Below are 16,417 nucleotides of genomic sequence, written 5' to 3' on the forward strand. Positions count from 1 at the left end.
GCGGCCGAGGCGCCGTCCGCCGGTGAGCCGCCGAAGAAGCGGCGCAAGGGCAAGCTGATCGCGCTGGTCGTGGTCGTCCTCCTGGTGCTGGCCGGCGGCGGGGTCGCCGCAGCGACCCCGAAGGTGGCGAACCGGCTGGCGCTGCCGTGGGCCCCGAACGCGCCCAAGGGCGACCCGCCGTCGCCCTCCGCGGCCACGCGCCGGCTCCAGGGGCCGGCCACCTCCGGGACGGCACCGACCGCGAACGGCGTCAAGGCCGCGCTGGCTTCGGCGGCCGGCAACGGCGCCCTCGGCCAGCTCACCGGCAGCGTGATCGACCCGGTGACCGGCACCGTCCTGTGGGACCGCAACTCGGCGTCGCCGGTGACGCCCGCCTCGACGACGAAGGTGCTCACGTCCGCGGCCGCGCTGCTTTCGCTGGACCACAACCTGCGCCTGTCGACCAAGATCGTGCAGGGCGCGGATCCGGGCACGGTGATCCTGGTCGGCGGCGGCGACACGACGCTCACCAACCTGCCGCTGGGCACCGACTCCCCGCTGTACCCCGGGGCCGCGCACGTCGACGACCTCGTCGCGCAGGTCAAGAAGGCGGCTCCGGGCGTCAAGAAGGTGCAGGTCGACCTGACCCTGTTCAAGGGCGCGACGACCGCGCCGGGCTGGGAGGCGGGCGACGCGCCGTCGACCTACGCGACGCAGATGTCGCCCGTGATGGCCGACGGCGGCCGCATCAACCCCAAGGACAACAACTCGCAGCGCACGGCGAACGCGGGCAGCGCGCTCGCCTCGTCGATCGCCTCGAAGCTGGGTGCCTCGGCGGGTGGCCAGGCGACCGCGCCCAAGAACGCGAAGGTGGTCGCCGAGGTCAAGTCCGCCCCGCTGACCGAGCTGGTGTCCGACCTGATGGTGCTGTCCGACGACGTCCTCGCCGAGGCGGTCGCCCGGCAGGTCGCGCTCGCGAGCGGCGAGGAAGCCAGCTACGCCGGCGGCGCCAGGGCGACCATCAAGGTGCTGAAGGACCACGGCTTCGACGTCACGGGTGTCGAGCTCTCGGACGGCAGCGGCATCTCGTCGCTGAACCGCATCCCGGCCCGGTTGCTCACCCAGCTCCTGGCGGCGGCCGCGGCGCAGGAGGGCAAGGACCCGAACACCGCGAAGCTGCGGCCGGTGCTGGCGGGCCTCCCGGTCGCGGGCGGCTCCGGCACCCTCGCCGACGAGCGGTTCGACACGGCGGCGTCGCAGGCCGGCCGGGGCTGGGTGCGGGCCAAGACCGGCACGCTCACCGGGGTGAACACCCTCGCCGGGCTGGTCCTCGACCAGGACGGCCGGGTGCTCGTGTTCGCGTTCATGTCCAACGGCTCCGACACCGACTCCGGCCGCGACGCCCTCGACGTCCTCGCGACGAGCCTGCGCAAGTGCGGCTGCGCCTGACGGACGCCGAACCGTACGAAGATCGTGGCCGGAAACGGGCACCGGGCAGGTAGCGTCGGAAGGGTGAGTCAGGAAACGCAGACCCGGCCCATGGTCGACTGGGCGATCGCCGCGCAGACCGGCGCCTTGCTGGTGCGCGGCGGCCCGCAGGTGCCGCGGGAACGGGCCGAGGAGGCCGTCACCGACCTGCGCGAGCTGACCGTCGAGGCCGAGGGGCACGTGCGGCAGCTGACGAACCTGGGACTCGACCTGCCGCTGCTGCCCGGCGAGGTCGTCGACCGCCCGGGCTGGGTCCGCTCGGCGGCGGCCGGGCTGGACGCGCTGACCGGGCGGGCGCTGCCGCAGCAGGGCGGGCCGCTCGGGCCGATCCTGGCCGGCGGCGCCGGCGTCCAGACCGGGCTGGTGCTCGCTTTCCTCGCCAGCCGCGTGCTCGGCCAGTACGACCCCTTCGGCGGGCCGGACAAGGAAGGCCGGCTGCTGCTGGTCGCGCCGAACGTCGTCGCCGCCGAGCAGGCGATGGACGTGCCCGGCCACGACTTCCGGCTCTGGGTCTGCCTGCACGAGTGCACCCACCGGCTCCAGTTCACCGCGGTCAAGTGGCTGCGCGACTACTTCGCCGACGAGGTCGAGCGGCTCGTCTCGGGGCTGGCGGGCGGCGGGACGGACAGCCTGTCCGACCTGGTCGGCCGGCTGCCGGAGGCGATCAAGCAGGGCCCCAAGCTGAACCTGGCCGAGCTGCTCCAGTCGCCGAAGGAGCGCGCGGTCTTCGACCGGCTGCTGGCGCTCTCGACGCTCCTGGAGGGGCACGCCGACTACGTGATGGACGCCGTCGGGCCGCAGGTCGTCCCGAGCGTCGACAAGATCCGCGCGCGGTTCACCGCCCGGCGCAAGGGCGGCGGCGTCTTCGACCGGCTGCTGCGCGCGCTGCTCGGCGTCGACGCGAAGATCCGTCAGTACGAAGAAGGCGCGAAGTTCACGAAGCACGTCGTCGACGCCGTCGGCATGGACGGCTTCAACGCCGTCTGGCGGTCGCCGAACACCCTGCCGTCGCGCGCCGAGATCTCCGACCCGGCGGCGTGGGTCCGGCGCCTGCACGGATGACCGGGCCGGCGGTCGCGGCCGTCCGCCGGGCCGTCCGCGCCTTCCTGGAGACCGTCGAAGCGCCGCCCGAGCTGTGCGTCGCGGTGTCCGGCGGCGCCGACTCCCTCGCGCTCGCCGAGGCCGCCGCGCACGTCGGGCACCACCGCGGGCACGTCGTCCGCGCGCTGGTCGTCGACCACGGGCTCCAGGCGGGCTCGGCCAAGGTCGCGGCCGACGCGGCCGCCGCGGCGAAGGCACTGGGCGCCGACGAAGCCGAGGTGCGCCGAACCGACGTCACCGGCCCGGGCGGCCCGGAAGCCGCCGCGCGCAAGGCCCGCTACCGGGCACTCGCCGGGCACGGGCTCGTCCTGCTCGGCCACACCCTCGACGACCAGGCCGAAACCGTCCTGCTCGGGCTCGGCCGCGGGTCCGGCCCGCGCAGCGTCGCCGGGATGCGGCCGCACGACCCGCCGTGGGGACGGCCGCTGCTCGCCGTCCCGCGCGCCACCACCCGGGCCGCGTGCGCCGAGCTCGGCGTCGAGCCCTGGGCCGACCCGCACAACGCCGAGCCGCGCTTCACCCGCGTCCGGTTGCGCACCGAAGTCCTGCCGTTGCTGGAGGACGTCCTCAACGGCGGAGTCGCGGCCGCGCTCGCCCGGACGGCGGCGCAGCTGCGGGAAGACAATGAGGCGCTGGACACAGTGGCGGACATGATCTTCACCCGCGCGGGCGGTGCCGAAGGGCTGGATGTCGGCGTCCTCGAGGCCGAGCCCGCCGCACTGCGGCGGCGGGTTCTTCGCAGGTGGCTGCTGCAATCGGGTGTGCGCGAGCTCACCGACGCGCACCTCCGGGCGGTCGACGGCCTCGTCGCCCGGTGGCGTGGTCAGGGCGGCGTCTGGTTGCCCGGCAACTTGGAGGCGAGCCGGTGCCGTGGCAGGCTCTGCGTCACCTCCCAACCCACCACCCGAGGAGAATGACCCGTGTACGAGGGCGAAATCGCCTCCGTGCTCGTCACCGAGCAGCAGATCAAGGACAAGATCGCGGAGCTGTCGGAGCAGATCGCTGCCGACTATCCGGCCAACGGGCAGGGCGAACTCCTGCTGGTGGGCGTCCTGAAGGGTGCGGTCATGTTCATGACCGACTTCGCCCGTGCGCTGCCGCTGCCGACGCAGCTGGAATTCATGGCCGTGTCCTCCTACGGATCGGCGACGTCGTCGTCCGGGGTCGTCCGGATCCTCAAGGACCTCGACCGCGACATCGCGGGCCGGGACGTCCTCATCGTCGAGGACATCGTCGACTCCGGCCTGACGCTGTCGTGGCTGCTGAAGAACCTCGCCAGCCGCAACCCCGCGTCCCTCGAGGTCGTTTCGCTGCTGCGCAAGCCGGAAGCGGTGAAGGTGGACGTGCCGGTGAAGTACATCGGCTTCGACATCCCCAACGAGTTCGTCGTCGGCTACGGCCTCGACTACGCCGAGCGGTACCGGGACCTGCCCTACATCGGCACCCTGGACCCCAAGGTCTACGCGTCCTGAGAACCGTTCGGCGCAACTACCGGATCCGCGGAACCCCGGCTTCGCGGAATGCGTCATAGGCTCTGATCACGTGCGTTAACCTATGCGAAGACCATTCGTGCCCGCGGTGACCGGGTCGGGGGAACGGGAGAGAGTGCAGATGGCGAACAGCAGCGCTGCCGATGCGAACGCCTTCAAGGCCGCGGCCGCGGCGGGTCAGGTCGGGATCGACCCCGACGCCGCGCAGGCCGTGCTGAACAAGATCCGCACCGGCAAGGACGCGGTCGAGGCCCTGCTCGCCGGCGCGGGCACGCTCGCCCAGCCGCCGAAGCTCGGCGACAACCCGGTCGGCAACGCGATGGCCGCGAAGTTCGTGCAGCGCGCGGACGGCGGGGGCGATTCCTACGCCGCCGCGCTGCAGAACCTGCTCGACCAGTACTCCGCCGCCGAAGAGGGCATCGTCACGGCGATGGCCCGGTACCACGAGATCGACCAGGCCGCGGCCGACCCGTTCCGTAACGCCTGAGTCCAGAGGGGAACTCGTAGTCATGGCTCCGAACCACAGCGACCAGCCGGCGGCGACCGACCCGGGCTCGCTCGTCCCGCTCGGCGACAACTCGACGTCGCAGAACATCGTCGACAGCGCCCGCGGCAGCGCCGGCGGCTTCGACATGGGCAGCGACCGGGCGATCGCCAACCCGCCGAACTGGAACGCGCAGGAAAGCCAGCAGCTCTACGCCGGCGCGGTCAACAACAACGACCCCGGCACGGCCGAGGCGACCGGGCACGTCTGGGCGCACCACGGCGCCGAGCTGAAGCAGGCCTCCGACCACCTCTACAACGCGATCTCCGAGCTGGGCAACGCGTGGGTCGGCCGGGGCGCCGCGGGTGCGCAGGGCGCGCTGGTGGCCATCGCGAACTCCGGTTCGCAGGCTTCCGACGCCGCGCACACGATGTCCGACCGGCTCGCCAAGCAGGCCTCGGCGGCCGCCGAGGTCAAGAAGATGCCCGCCCCGAAGGACTACGACCCCAAGCAGGCCATGGCGGCCGCGCTGGCCGGCGGTCCGGCGGCGTTGGTCGCCGATCAGAAGGCGCAGGCGGACGCGGCGAACGACGTGAAGGCGCAGCAGGTCGCCTTCTTCAACGCCTACACCCAGGCGATGAAGGAGGTCGACAACTCGACCCCGAGCTTCGGCCCGGAGTCGCTCGGCATGAAGCCGACGGGGTCGCACAACTCGCTCTCGTTCAACGCGCTGAACAGCGTCGGCGGCACGGGCCCGGTCGACGCGCTGCCCGGCGCGGGCGACGCGATCTTCGCCTCCGGTGGCGCGGGCTTCGGCGGCCACGGCGGCGCGTTCGGCGCGCAGCACGCCGGGGTCGGCCCGAACGGCGTCCACGGCGGTGTCGCGGGCGCGGGTGCGGGCTTCGGCGCGGACGCGGCCACGCTCGGCAGCGACGGCGCCGGTGGCTCGGTCAGCGGCGCCGGCACCGGCACCGGCGCGGGCCACGTCGCCCCGGGCGGCGCGCAGCCGGGTGGCGGCAACCCGCTCGGCAAGGTCGGCATGGGCCTCGGCATCGGCGGGCTGGCCGGCGGCCTCGGCGCGCTGGCGTCGCGGGCGCTGGGCGCGGGCAGCAAGTCCGGCGCGAAGTCCCAGAACGAAACGAGCCTGGCGGCAGCCGAAGGCCAGGGCCAGAGCGCCGCGTCGGCCCAGGCGCCGCAGCAGGGCGTCGTCTCCTCGGCGGGCACCATCGGCGGGCAGACGCCGCCGCCGATGAGCCCCGGCATGGGCGGCATGGCCCCGCAGGGTGCCCAGGGCGAGCAGGACGAGGAGCACACGCACGCGTCCTTCCTCATCGAGGCGGACCCGGACGAGGCCTTCGGCGCGAACCAGGCGACCCCGCCGCCGGTCATCGGCGCGTGGTCCGGGGACGACGAAGACCGCTGATCCGTTCGGGCCGGGCACGCCGAGTGTGCCCGGCCCGGTTCCTCCTGGGGGTGGCTCGATGCCGAACGCTGAGCTGCTCACCCCGGTCGAGGTGGACTTCCTGTGGGAGTCGGCCGGGCTGGGCGAGCTGCCGTACCCGCTGCGCATCCGTTCGCACGGCGCGACCGAGGACGAGCGGTCGCTGCTGCGCCGCCGCACGCTGGAGGGCCTCACCGCCCGTGGGCTCGCCGACGGCCGTGGCCGGCCGGAGCCGCACGTCGAGGACTACTTCGGCGTGCTGGCGGCCCCCGAGCTGAGCCTGGACGCCGTCCAGCTGATCGCCCCGGACGCCGAACCGCTGCTCGCGATCGCCGGCGTGCTGGGCGGCCAGGGCCTGCTGGCCGTGCAGGACACCCGCGGCCTGCACCTGCAGCCGTGCCCGCCCGACGGGCTCGCGAGCGCGATCGTCTCGCTGCTGCCGGGTGCTCCGCGCGGCAGCGAGAAGTCGGTCACGGTGCCGCTGGACCAGCTGACCGGCGGCGACTTCCTGCAGCGCCGCGCCAACGGTGACGAGCGCGCGTCGGCCGACGAGGACCGCAAGGCGCTGGCCCGGCTGCAGGCCCAGCCGCGGCTGCGCGGCGGTCAGATCGCCGCCAACGCCCGCAGCCGGCTGGGCGCACGCACCCGCACGCCGGTGCTGAGCTGGTTCGACACCGAGACCGGCCGCTACTTCACCCAGGCCACCGGCGGCCGCGACGGCCGGGACTGGATCACCATCGCCCCCGCCGACGCCGCCACCTTGCGGCACCGCCTCGGTGAGATGCTCGCCGGAGCCGCGACGACCAGCTCGGTCTGAAGTCCCCGGTTCTCCGGACGTGCCCAGCTCGCCACCGGAACCATCCGGTTCTGTCGGGGGTGCGGGCTACGCTGAGCAAGAGTCCGATCCGGGAGAGTGATGATGCAAGAGTTCTTCTCGCCACTGGCGTTCGACTTCCTGTGGGAGTCGGCGCGGGTCGGGGAGCTGCCGTACCCGCTGATCGTCCGGTCGCACGGCGCGACCGAGGACGAGCGCGTGTCGCTGCGTCACCGCGTCGACGTCGAGCTGAAGGCGCGCGGCATCCGCGAACCACGCGGCCGGCTCGCGCCGCCGATCGAGGACGCCGTGCACCTGCTGGCCTTCGCCCCGCTGACCATCGACGCGCTGCACATCCCGCAGTTCGAAGCCCCGACGGTGGGCGTCCTCGCGGCGGCAGACGAGACCAAGGGCGTGCTCGCGGTCCAGGACGCCGACGGGATCTGGCTGCGGGATGTCCCGCCGGACGGCCTGGTCTCCGCCGTCGTCGGAGTGCTGCCCGGCGGGCCGCGCGGCAGCGAGGCGTCGGTCACACTCCCGCTCGACGACGCCCTGCACACCGCGCCGATCCGGGTGCCGGTGTCGCTGCCGTCGTCGCCGGGTGAGGAAGAAGACAAGCGCCGGGGCCGGGCGCGCCGGACCCCGCTGAGCGAACGCGTCACGGCCGACCCGCGCGAGGCCTACGGCCGCATCGCCGGGCAGCCCCGGCAGCGGGGCGGTCAGCTGGCAGCGAACAGCCGTTCGCAGGTCGGAGCGAAGCAACGGTCCCGCGTGCTGGCCTGGTTCGACACCGCGACCGGCCGCTACCTGAGCCTCTCCCGCGCAGGTACGGACGGTCGCGAGTGGGTCACCGTGGCCCCGGCCGACGCGGCGACGCTGCGCACCCGGCTGGGCGAGATGGTGAGCAGTGTGTCGGACGGCACGCGCTAGCGTGAAGGGCTCGGACACCGCACGGGAACCCCGGCGCGGTATCGCCCGTTGACCTGCGAGAGGCTCACAGGGGATGAACGCGGCAGCGGACGGTACCCTGATGAGCAGGTGTCCAGGCACCAGTGGTTGTCAAGATCGTGATGGCGGGTATCACAGGAGCCGCCCAACCAGGGAGGGTCGAGGCCACCAGGGCCGAGTCGTATGAACCGGAAGAGCGTGCTCAGGAACCCACTGCTGTGGATCGTCGCGGGGTTGCTGGCGTTGTTCGCGTACAACACGATCTTCGACAGTGATCGTGGGTACACCCAGGCACCCATCTCGGTGGCGAACTCCCAGATCACCTCGAACAACGTCAAGGAAGCCAGCCTCGAGGACAAGGAACAGCAGCTCAAACTGCTGCTGGCCAAGCCCGTCGACGTCGACGGCCAGCAGGTCACCCAGATCATTTCGCAGTACCCCGCGGACGCCACCCGCCCGATCTACGACTCGTTGATCGCGGCGAAGGCCGGCGGCCAGCCGATCAAGTTCACCACCAAGGTGACCCAGCAGGGCGTGCTGACGCAGATCCTCATCTTCGCCATCCCGCTCGCCCTCGTGCTGGGCCTGCTGATGTGGATGATGAACAACGCGCAGGGCGGCGGCAACCGCGTCCTCAACTTCGGCAAGTCCAAGGCCAAGCAGCTGAACAAGGACATGCCCAAGACGACCTTCGGGGACGTCGCGGGTGCCGACGAGGCCGTCGAAGAGCTGTACGAGATCAAGGACTTCCTGCAGAACCCGGCGCGCTACCAGGCGCTCGGCGCGAAGATCCCGAAGGGCGTCCTGCTCTACGGGCCGCCGGGTACCGGCAAGACGCTGCTCGCGCGGGCCGTCGCCGGCGAGGCGGGCGTGCCGTTCTACACGATCTCCGGCTCGGACTTCGTCGAGATGTTCGTCGGTGTCGGTGCCTCGCGCGTGCGTGACCTGTTCGAACAGGCCAAGCAGAACGCGCCCTGCATCATCTTCGTCGACGAGATCGACGCGGTCGGCCGCCAGCGCGGCGCCGGCCTCGGCGGCGGGCACGACGAGCGCGAGCAGACCCTGAACCAGCTGCTCGTCGAGATGGACGGCTTCGACGCCCGCGGCGGGATCATCCTGATCGCGGCCACCAACCGGCCCGACATCCTCGACCCGGCGCTGCTGCGCCCCGGCCGGTTCGACCGGCAGATCCCGGTGTCCGCGCCCGACCTGCGCGGCCGCAAGGCGATCCTCGAGGTGCACGCCAAGGGCAAGCCGATCGCCCAGGGCACCGACCTGACCAGCCTGGCCAAGCGGACCGTCGGCATGTCCGGCGCCGACCTGGCGAACGTGCTCAACGAGGCCGCGCTGCTCACCGCCCGCCAGAACGGGCACGTGATCACCGACGCGGCGCTGGAGGAGTCGGTCGACCGCGTCGTCGGCGGCCCCGCCCGCAAGAGCCGGATCATCTCCGAGAAGGAGAAGAAGATCACGGCCTACCACGAAGGCGGGCACGCGCTCGCCGCGTGGGCGATGCCGGACATCGAACCGGTCTACAAGTTGACCATCCTGCCGCGCGGCCGCACGGGCGGGCACGCGCTGCTCGTCCCCGAGGACGACAAGGACCTGATGACCCGCTCCGAGATGATCGGGCGGCTGGTCTTCGCGATGGGTGGCCGCACGGCGGAGGAGCTCGTCTTCCACGAGCCCACCACCGGGGCCTCGTCCGACATCGAGCAGGCGACGAAGATCGCCCGCGCGATGGTCACCGAGTACGGCATGAGTGCCCGGCTCGGCGCGGTCAAGTACGGCCAGGAGCAGGGTGACCCGTTCCTCGGCCGCTCGGCCGGCCGCCAGGCGGACTACTCGCTGGAAGTGGCGCACGAGATCGACGAGGAGGTGCGCAAGCTCATCGAGACCGCGCACACCGAGGCGTGGCACGTGCTCAACACCTACCGCGACGTGCTCGACGAGCTGGTCATCGAGCTCCTGGAGAAGGAGACGCTGACCCGCAAGGACCTGGAGCGGATCTTCGCGACGGTCGAGAAGCGCCCGCACATCACCGTGTTCAACGAGTTCGGTGAGCGGACGCCGTCGGACAAGCCGCCGATCAAGACCCCGGGCGAGCTGGCGATGGAGCGCGGCGAGCCGTGGCCGCCGCCGGAGAAGGAGAAGCCGGTCCTGAAGCCGGAGCCGACCCCGGTCGGCACCGCCCAGGGCGCGGGCGACCTGCCGGGCGGCCCGCCGTACCCGTCGCCGTCGCCCGTCGATCCGAACGCCAACCCGTACGCCCCGCCGCAGCCGGGCGCCTACCCGAACGGCGGCCGTCCCTACGGCGGCCCGAACGGTGGCCCCAACGGTACGGCGCACTGGCCGCAGAACTACGGCGGCCAGCCGGGCGGTCCGGCCGGCCAGAGCGGCCCGCCGAACTACGGTGCCCCTCCGGGCTGGACGCCCGCGACCTCGCCGGGCGGTCAGCCGGGCCAGTCGTGGCGGCCCGGTGGTGAAGAACGCCCCCGTGAGCACGGCTGGTTCGCCGACCAAGCCGGCAACCAGCAGAGCGAGGGGGAGCGTCGTGACGTGGATGGACCAGAGAAGCCCCAGTGACGCCGACCGCCCGGTCTTCGACCACGACCGGGCGGAGAAGGCGATCCGCGAGCTTCTCCTGGCCTGTGGCGAAGACCCGGAGCGGGACGGTCTGAAAGACACTCCCGCCCGGGTCGCCCGGGCGTACCAGGAGATGTTCGCGGGGCTCTACATCGAGCCGGACTCGGTGCTGGACCGGACGTTCGACGAGTCCCACGAAGAGCTGGTGCTGGTCACGGACATCCCGATGTACAGCCAATGCGAGCACCACCTGGTGCCCTTCCACGGCGTCGCGCACGTCGGGTACATCCCGAACGCCGCCGGGAAGGTCACCGGGCTCTCCAAGCTCGCGCGCCTGGTCGACCTCTACGCCAAGCGTCCCCAGGTCCAGGAGCGCCTGACCTCCCAGGTCGCCGACGCCCTCGTCCGCAAGCTCGAACCGCGGGGCGTGATCGTCGTCATCGAGGCCGAGCACCTCTGCATGGCCATGCGCGGCATCCGGAAGCCCGGCGCCCGCACCACCACCTCCGCCGTCCGCGGGCAGCTGAAGACTTCCCCGTCGTCGCGGGCGGAGGCGCTCGATCTCATCAAGGCGCGCCGGTGAGCGTGGGGCTTCCCGCGCCCGGCCGGTGCGTGGTGATGGGCGTGCTGAACGTGACGCCCGATTCCTTTTCGGACGGTGGCCGCTACCTCGGGCTCGACCAGGCGCTGGAGCACGCCCGCGAGATGTGGGCGCGCGGGGCCGACCTGATCGACGTCGGGGGTGAGTCGACGCGGCCGGGAGCGTCCCGGGTGGACGCCGCCACGGAGCTGCAGCGCGTCCTGCCGGTGATCAAGACGCTCGCCGCCGAAGGGATGGCGCTGTCGGTCGACACGACGCGGGCGTCCGTGGCCGCCGCGGCGCTCGAAGCCGGCGCGCACGTCGTCAACGACGTCTCGGGTGGGCTGGCCGACCCGGACATGGCGCGCGTCGCGGCCGATGCCGGGGTGCCGTGGGTGCTGATGCACTGGCGGGGGCACAGCAAGGACATGCAGGCGCTCGCCGAGTATGCGGACGTCGTGGCGGACGTGCGCGCCGAGCTGTTGTCCAGAGTGGACGCGGCGCTCGCGGCCGGCGTGGCCGAGAGCGCCATCGTGCTGGACCCCGGGCTGGGTTTCGCGAAGAACGCCGAGCACGACTGGGCGTTGCTGCGCGGGCTGGACTCGTTGCTCTCCCTCGGTTTCCCGGTGCTCGTGGGCGCCTCGCGCAAGAGGTTCCTCGGCCGCCTGCTGTCCGAAAAGGACGGAACGCCGCGCCCGCCGGACGGCCGGGAGGACGCCACCGCCGCGATCTCCGCGCTCGCCGCGGCGGCCGGTGCGTGGGGCGTGCGGGTGCACGAGGTCGGGGCTTCGCTGGACGCGGTCGCGGTGGCCGCCGCTTGGAGGACGGATGGCTGACCGGATCACGCTGACCGGCCTGCGCGTGTTCGGGCGCCACGGCGTGTTCGAGCACGAGAAGCGGGACGGCCAGGAGTTCGTCGTCGACGTCACCGTGTGGCTGGACCTCGGGCCGGCCGCCGCGTCGGACGACCTGACGAAGACCCTGCACTACGGCGAGCTGGCCGAGCTGGCGGCGGGGATCGTCGCGGGCGAGCCGTACGACCTCATCGAGAGCGTCGCGGGCAAGATCGCCGACGAGGTGCTGCGCGACGAGCGCCTGAGCGCGGTCGAGGTGACGGTGCACAAGCCGTCGGCGCCGATCCCGCTGACGTTCGACGACGTGGCCGTCACGGTCCGGCGCGACCGGTGAGCCGCGCGGTCCTCTCCCTCGGCTCCAACTTGGGCGACAGGCTGGGCTTCCTGCGGCTGGCGCTGGACGCGGTCCGGCCCGCGCTGGTCGCGGTGTCGAGCGTGTACGAGACCAAGGCGTGGGGCGTGGCGGACCAGCCGGACTTCCTCAACGCGGTCTGCGTGGTCGACGACCCGGCCCGCGACCACTGGGCGTGGCTGCGCACGGGCCAGGCGGCCGAGCAGGCGGCGGGCCGGGTCCGCGAGCTGCGCTGGGGCCCCCGGACGCTGGACGTCGACGTGGTCACCGTGGACGGCGTGACGTCGGAGGACCCGGAGCTGCTGCTGCCGCACCCGGGAACCCCCGACCGCGCGAGCGTGCTGGTGCCCTGGGTGGAGATCGCCCCGGACGCGGTCCTGCCGGGCCACGGTCCGATCGCCGAGCTGCTGAAGGCCCGCCCGGCGGACGAAGTGGCGACGGTCCGCCGGACGGACCTCGAGCTGCGCTGACGGCCGCCGCGCTTTCGATGGCCGGAAAGGTGACTCATCGGTGAACCGGGGGTGACCGTTACGGTTCACCGCCGGTTCGTCGCCGAGTTGCTCTCTCCGTGCGCTCAGCCGCGCAGGGCGTCGATCATGAAACGCACCGCCGGCTGGGCCGTGGGGACCGGTGGCCAGCCGTTGATCGTCGCCAGCAGCTGCCAGTAGCGCTCGGCGCGCGGGTCGCCGCTCATCGCGAACCGGTCTGCCAGCTCCGCCCGGAACTCCGGCGAGGCGGGGTCCTGGTCGTCGGGAGCGGAGGCCGCCGCCAGGTCGGCCGCAAGCGTTTGCCCCGTCTCCGACGTGGGCGATTCGCCGGCCGCCACCGCCTCCTCCGCGCGGGAGACCCAGACCGGCCAGTTCTGCTGCCAGGCATCCGCCGGCTGCTGGAACTCGCCGTCCTCGATCTGCTGGGCCTGGGTTTCGCTCATGCGGCGGATCAAGGCCCGGAAGTCCGGGTCCTGGACCAGCTCGGCGAACTCGATCCAGGCTTCGAGCTGCTCCGGCGTCGGGTCGTCGGGCAGCTCCGGCTTCCCGGCGCGCATCCGGCGGTAGAACTCCTGGTCGATGTCGAGCCCGGCGACCATTTCGTCCCAGAACTCGTCGACCAGCCGCTTGCGCTCCTCGTCGGACATCGACGCGAGACGGTTCATCAGGTTCACTTCCTCCAGTTCGGAATTGCGCTTGGCCACCGCGCGCAGCACCGCCCGGCGCAGCCGCAGCCGCCGGATCTGCTCGTCGAGCGCCTCGACGTGCCGGACCGCGAGCTCGCCGACGGTCGTCGACTGGCTCAGGGCCGCGGAGACGTCGGCGAGGCCGAGACCCAGCTCCCGCAGCGTGCGGACCAGCTCCAGGCGGGCCATCGCGGCCGCGTCGTAGAGCCGGTAACCGGCGTCCGTCCGCTCGGTCGGCGGCAGGAGGCCTTCGTCCGAGTAGAAGCGGATCGTCTTGACCGGCAGGCCGGTCCGCCGGGACAGCTCGCCGATGGTGAAGGTTGCGGTGGTGCCCACAAAACGCATGATGAACTCTCCAGTCGGTGGAGAGTCAACGGTACTTCGGAAGCCCGGGTGGCCGAGGCCCCGGCCCAGGGCGGAGCCCCGCGACGTTACTGCACGGTACGGTTGAGGCATGCACTTCACCCGGCCCCGCGACCTGGTGGTGGCCGGGCTGCTCGGCCTGGGCCTCGGCTACCTGCTCTTCCAGACGGCCTACGGCTCGCTGCCGCAGCTCCCGCTGCTCGCCGGCGTCACCTTCGCCGTGCTCGCCGTGATCGAGGTCGTGCTGGCGTTTTCGATCCGGTCGCGCATCAAGAACGGCCGGGTCGTCGGCGCGATCGGGGTAGCCCGATCGGTGGCCCTCGCCAAGGCTTCGTCACTCGCTGGCGCGTTCATGGCGGGCGCCTGGCTCGCGGCGCTGGCCTATCTTTTTCCCAGACGTGACGAACTCGTCGCCGCGGTTCTCGACACGCGCGCCGCCGCGGTCGGCGCGGTGTCCGCCGCAGCCCTGGTAGCAGCGGCTTTGTGGCTCGAACACTGCTGCCGGACCCCGCAGGACCACGATCGTGAGCGCACCCGCGGGACGACCGGTTAGCGCTGGAATCCCACCGCTCGCTGGACCGAGTAGGTCTCGTTCGGATTACGAGCAGGTACGGTGTCAGTCATGACCGGCGTGGGTGACGACTCGCGCGGCCGCCTCTTGGGCAGGCCGTGGCTCGTTGTCGGCTTTGTCCTCGCCATCGGAGCCACCCTCGCACTGGTGCTCAGCGACGATCTCCGCTACCTCAGGCTCGGGATCGTCGCGGCCCTCTGGGCCGCCCTGATCGGCGCTTTCCTCGCCGTGAAGTACCGCAAGAGCGCGGCACAGAGCGAGGACGCGGTCGCCGAGGCGCAGGCTGTGTACGAACTGGAGCTGGAACGCGAGATCGCGGCCCGGCGCGAGTACGAGCTGGAGATGGAGGCGGAGAACCGCACCGCCGCCGACTCCAAGGGCCGCGAGGAGCTGGAGGCGCTGCGCGCCGAGGTGTCCGCGCTGCGCGACAGCCTCCAGTCGCTGTTCGGCGGCGAGGTGCTGCTCGAACGCGTCGCGCTGACCGCGCAGGCGACCCGGATGCGCAAGCTGTCCGACGAGAACCGCATGATTCCCGACGGCGCGCCGAAGAAGAAGCCCGCCCAGCTGATGGCCGGGAAGAAGCCGGTGGTCGAGGGCGGCGAGCGGCCGACCGAGCTGATCGACCGCGTCCTCGACGAGCGCCGTCGCAAGGCGTCGAACGGCAAGCCCGCGAACGGCAAGGGCCTCGGCAAGGGCAACAAGGGCTTCGGCGGCAAGCCGGTCCCGAAGGCGCCGGCGAACGTCTCCGTGCAGAGCACCCAGCAGATCGCCCGGCCGAAGCCGCTGAGCGAGCGCCGTCCGCCGGTGCCGCCGGTCGACCCGGCGCTGAACGCCGCGCAGCGCGAGCTGAAGGCCGCCGAGCTGCGGGCCGAGGCGGCCCGCCGCCAGGCCGAGTCCCAGCCGATGCGGCTGCCGAAGCCGGACGAAGTCGCGAAGCAGCCCGAGCGCCGTCCGGAGGCGGCCGCCGAGCCGACGCGCCGGGACGTCCCGCGGCCCGCCGACCCGAAGACCGAGATCCGGCGTCCGCAGCAGCCGGAGCCGAAGACCGAGATCCGCCGCCCGCAGCCGCCGGAACCGAAGACGGAGATCCGCCGTCCCGAGCCGCCGCCCGCGCGCCGGGCCGAGCTGTCGCGGTCGGACATCCGGCCGGTCGAGGTGTCGCGTCCGGACATCCCGCGGGTCGAGATGTCGCGGCCCGACATCCCGCGCGTCGAGGCGCAGATGCCCCGGCCCGAGGCGCCGCGGCCGAGTGCCCCGCGGGGCGAAGCGTCGCGTGCGGACATTCCGCGGGTGGAGATGTCGCGTCCGGACATTCCGCGGGTGGAGATGTCGCGGCCGGATATCCCGCGAGTCGAGATGTCCCGGCCGGATATCCCGCGGGTGGAGATGTCGCGGCCGGATATCCCGCGAGTCGAGATGTCCCGGCCGGATATCCCGCGGGTGGAGATGTCGCGTCCGGACATTCCGCGGGTGGAGATGTCGCGGCCCGACATCCCGCGCGTCGAGATGTCCCGGTCGGACCTCCCGCGCGTCGGCGGCCAGCCGAACGGCGCGCGGCCCGATCCGCGCAAGGCGCCCGAGCCGCCGCGGCCGGCGCCGGGCCGTCCGGCGGCCAGCGTGCCGCCGCCGAAGCCGTCGGAGCTGTCGCGGTCGGACATCCGGCCGGTCAAGGACCTGAGCGCGGCCTTCCAGAACCGCGACGACTTCGCCGAGCGCCAGCGGCCGAACCGGCCGAAGCCGCCCGAACAGAAGCCGCCGATGCCGCGGGACGCCGCCGCCTCCCGCACGGACCTCCCGCCGGTCGTCCCGCCGACGACGCCGGTGCCGAGCAACGGCCCGTCGCCGCGGCAGCCGTCGCGCACGGACCTACCCCCGGTGGTGCCGCCGACCACGCCGGTCCCGGCCGCCGACGGCCGCCGCCCGTCGCGGCTGGAGCAGTTCTCGCGGGCCGACATGTCGCCGGCGCTGGGGGAGCCGCCGTCCCGGCACGGTGGTTCGCACCGCGCCCCGGCGGAGGCCGCCAAGGCCGAGACGCCGATGGCGAACCCGACGTTGCCGGAGTCGGTCCGCAACTTCCAGGGCCGTTCGGGCGGCCGCCGCCGCAAGCCGGAGGACTCGCAGCAGATGCCGGCGGTGCCCCCGGCACCGGAGCCCCCGGGCGGAGGCCGCCGCCGCCGTCCGGACGGCGAGCC

16 protein-coding genes are annotated in these 16,417 nt (G+C 72.9%); 15 read left to right on the forward strand and 1 reads right to left on the reverse strand.

Annotation, left to right across the window (positions count from 1 at the left end; genetic code table 11):
• The 13 genes from dacB to folK form a co-directional block, all read left to right on the forward strand.
• Positions 1-1,428, forward strand: a 1,428-nt coding sequence (gene dacB / locus CCN39_RS27645) for a D-alanyl-D-alanine carboxypeptidase/D-alanyl-D-alanine endopeptidase (RefSeq protein ID WP_086846755.1), incomplete at its 5' end; no start/stop codon positions are given.
• 90 nt (positions 1,429-1,518) lie between these two features.
• Complete coding sequence (locus CCN39_RS27650) at positions 1,519-2,529, forward strand: zinc-dependent metalloprotease (RefSeq protein WP_086846757.1); 1,011 nt, start codon at positions 1,519-1,521, stop codon at positions 2,527-2,529.
• Positions 2,526-3,485, forward strand: coding sequence for a tRNA lysidine(34) synthetase TilS (gene tilS, locus CCN39_RS27655; protein ID WP_086846760.1), 960 nt, complete (start codon positions 2,526-2,528; stop codon positions 3,483-3,485). Before CCN39_RS27650 ends, tilS begins: the two co-directional genes overlap by 4 nt.
• Positions 3,486-3,488: 3 nt before the next feature.
• Complete coding sequence (gene hpt, locus CCN39_RS27660) at positions 3,489-4,040, forward strand: hypoxanthine phosphoribosyltransferase (protein WP_086846763.1); 552 nt, start codon at positions 3,489-3,491, stop codon at positions 4,038-4,040.
• A gap of 139 nt (positions 4,041-4,179) precedes the next feature.
• A complete protein-coding gene (locus CCN39_RS27665) occupies positions 4,180-4,545 on the forward strand; it encodes a hypothetical protein (protein ID WP_167455198.1) in 366 nt (121 codons plus the stop codon).
• Positions 4,546-4,567: 22 nt separating this feature from the next.
• The gene (locus CCN39_RS27670) at positions 4,568-5,965 is read left to right on the forward strand and encodes a hypothetical protein (protein ID WP_086846767.1); all 1,398 of its coding nucleotides are present in this window, start codon (positions 4,568-4,570) and stop codon (positions 5,963-5,965) included.
• Positions 5,966-6,023: 58 nt separating this feature from the next.
• Positions 6,024-6,800 carry an ESX secretion-associated protein EspG gene (locus CCN39_RS27675; RefSeq protein ID WP_086846769.1) on the forward strand — a complete coding sequence of 259 codons (777 nt, stop codon included), beginning with the start codon at positions 6,024-6,026 and terminating at the stop codon, positions 6,798-6,800.
• A gap of 99 nt (positions 6,801-6,899) precedes the next feature.
• Positions 6,900-7,727: an ESX secretion-associated protein EspG gene (locus CCN39_RS27680; protein WP_086846772.1), complete on the forward strand. Its 828-nt coding sequence runs from the start codon at positions 6,900-6,902 to the stop codon at positions 7,725-7,727.
• 201 nt (positions 7,728-7,928) lie between these two features.
• The gene (ftsH, locus tag CCN39_RS27685) at positions 7,929-10,331 is read left to right on the forward strand and encodes an ATP-dependent zinc metalloprotease FtsH (RefSeq protein ID WP_086846773.1); all 2,403 of its coding nucleotides are present in this window, start codon (positions 7,929-7,931) and stop codon (positions 10,329-10,331) included.
• Complete coding sequence (folE, locus tag CCN39_RS27690) at positions 10,309-10,914, forward strand: GTP cyclohydrolase I FolE (RefSeq protein ID WP_167455199.1); 606 nt, start codon at positions 10,309-10,311, stop codon at positions 10,912-10,914. The genes ftsH and folE overlap by 23 nt, the downstream gene beginning before the upstream one ends.
• Positions 10,915-10,949: 35 nt before the next feature.
• The gene (gene folP, locus CCN39_RS27695; protein ID WP_167455200.1) at positions 10,950-11,747 is read left to right on the forward strand and encodes a dihydropteroate synthase; all 798 of its coding nucleotides are present in this window, start codon (positions 10,950-10,952) and stop codon (positions 11,745-11,747) included.
• Positions 11,740-12,099, forward strand: a complete 360-nt coding sequence (gene folB, locus CCN39_RS27700) for a dihydroneopterin aldolase (protein WP_086846777.1) — start codon at positions 11,740-11,742, stop codon at positions 12,097-12,099. The genes folP and folB overlap by 8 nt, the downstream gene beginning before the upstream one ends.
• Complete coding sequence (gene folK / locus CCN39_RS27705; RefSeq protein ID WP_086846779.1) at positions 12,096-12,587, forward strand: 2-amino-4-hydroxy-6-hydroxymethyldihydropteridine diphosphokinase; 492 nt, start codon at positions 12,096-12,098, stop codon at positions 12,585-12,587. Before folB ends, folK begins: the two co-directional genes overlap by 4 nt.
• A gap of 104 nt (positions 12,588-12,691) precedes the next feature.
• Here the strand turns inward: folK and CCN39_RS27710 are convergent, their stop codons facing one another.
• Positions 12,692-13,627, reverse strand: a complete 936-nt coding sequence (locus CCN39_RS27710; protein WP_086846781.1) for a helix-turn-helix domain-containing protein — start codon at positions 13,625-13,627, stop codon at positions 12,692-12,694.
• A gap of 118 nt (positions 13,628-13,745) precedes the next feature.
• Between CCN39_RS27710 and CCN39_RS27715 the strand changes: the two genes are divergently transcribed.
• The gene (locus CCN39_RS27715) at positions 13,746-14,207 is read left to right on the forward strand and encodes a DUF3180 domain-containing protein (protein ID WP_086846783.1); all 462 of its coding nucleotides are present in this window, start codon (positions 13,746-13,748) and stop codon (positions 14,205-14,207) included.
• Between the two features lie 69 nt (positions 14,208-14,276).
• Positions 14,277-16,417 (forward strand): DUF6779 domain-containing protein (locus CCN39_RS27720; RefSeq protein WP_086846785.1); only part of this gene is annotated, 2,141 nt, incomplete at its 3' end.

It is taken from the genome of Amycolatopsis kentuckyensis (assembly GCF_002155975.1).
In the GTDB taxonomy this organism is placed as follows: domain Bacteria; phylum Actinomycetota; class Actinomycetes; order Mycobacteriales; family Pseudonocardiaceae; genus Amycolatopsis; species Amycolatopsis kentuckyensis.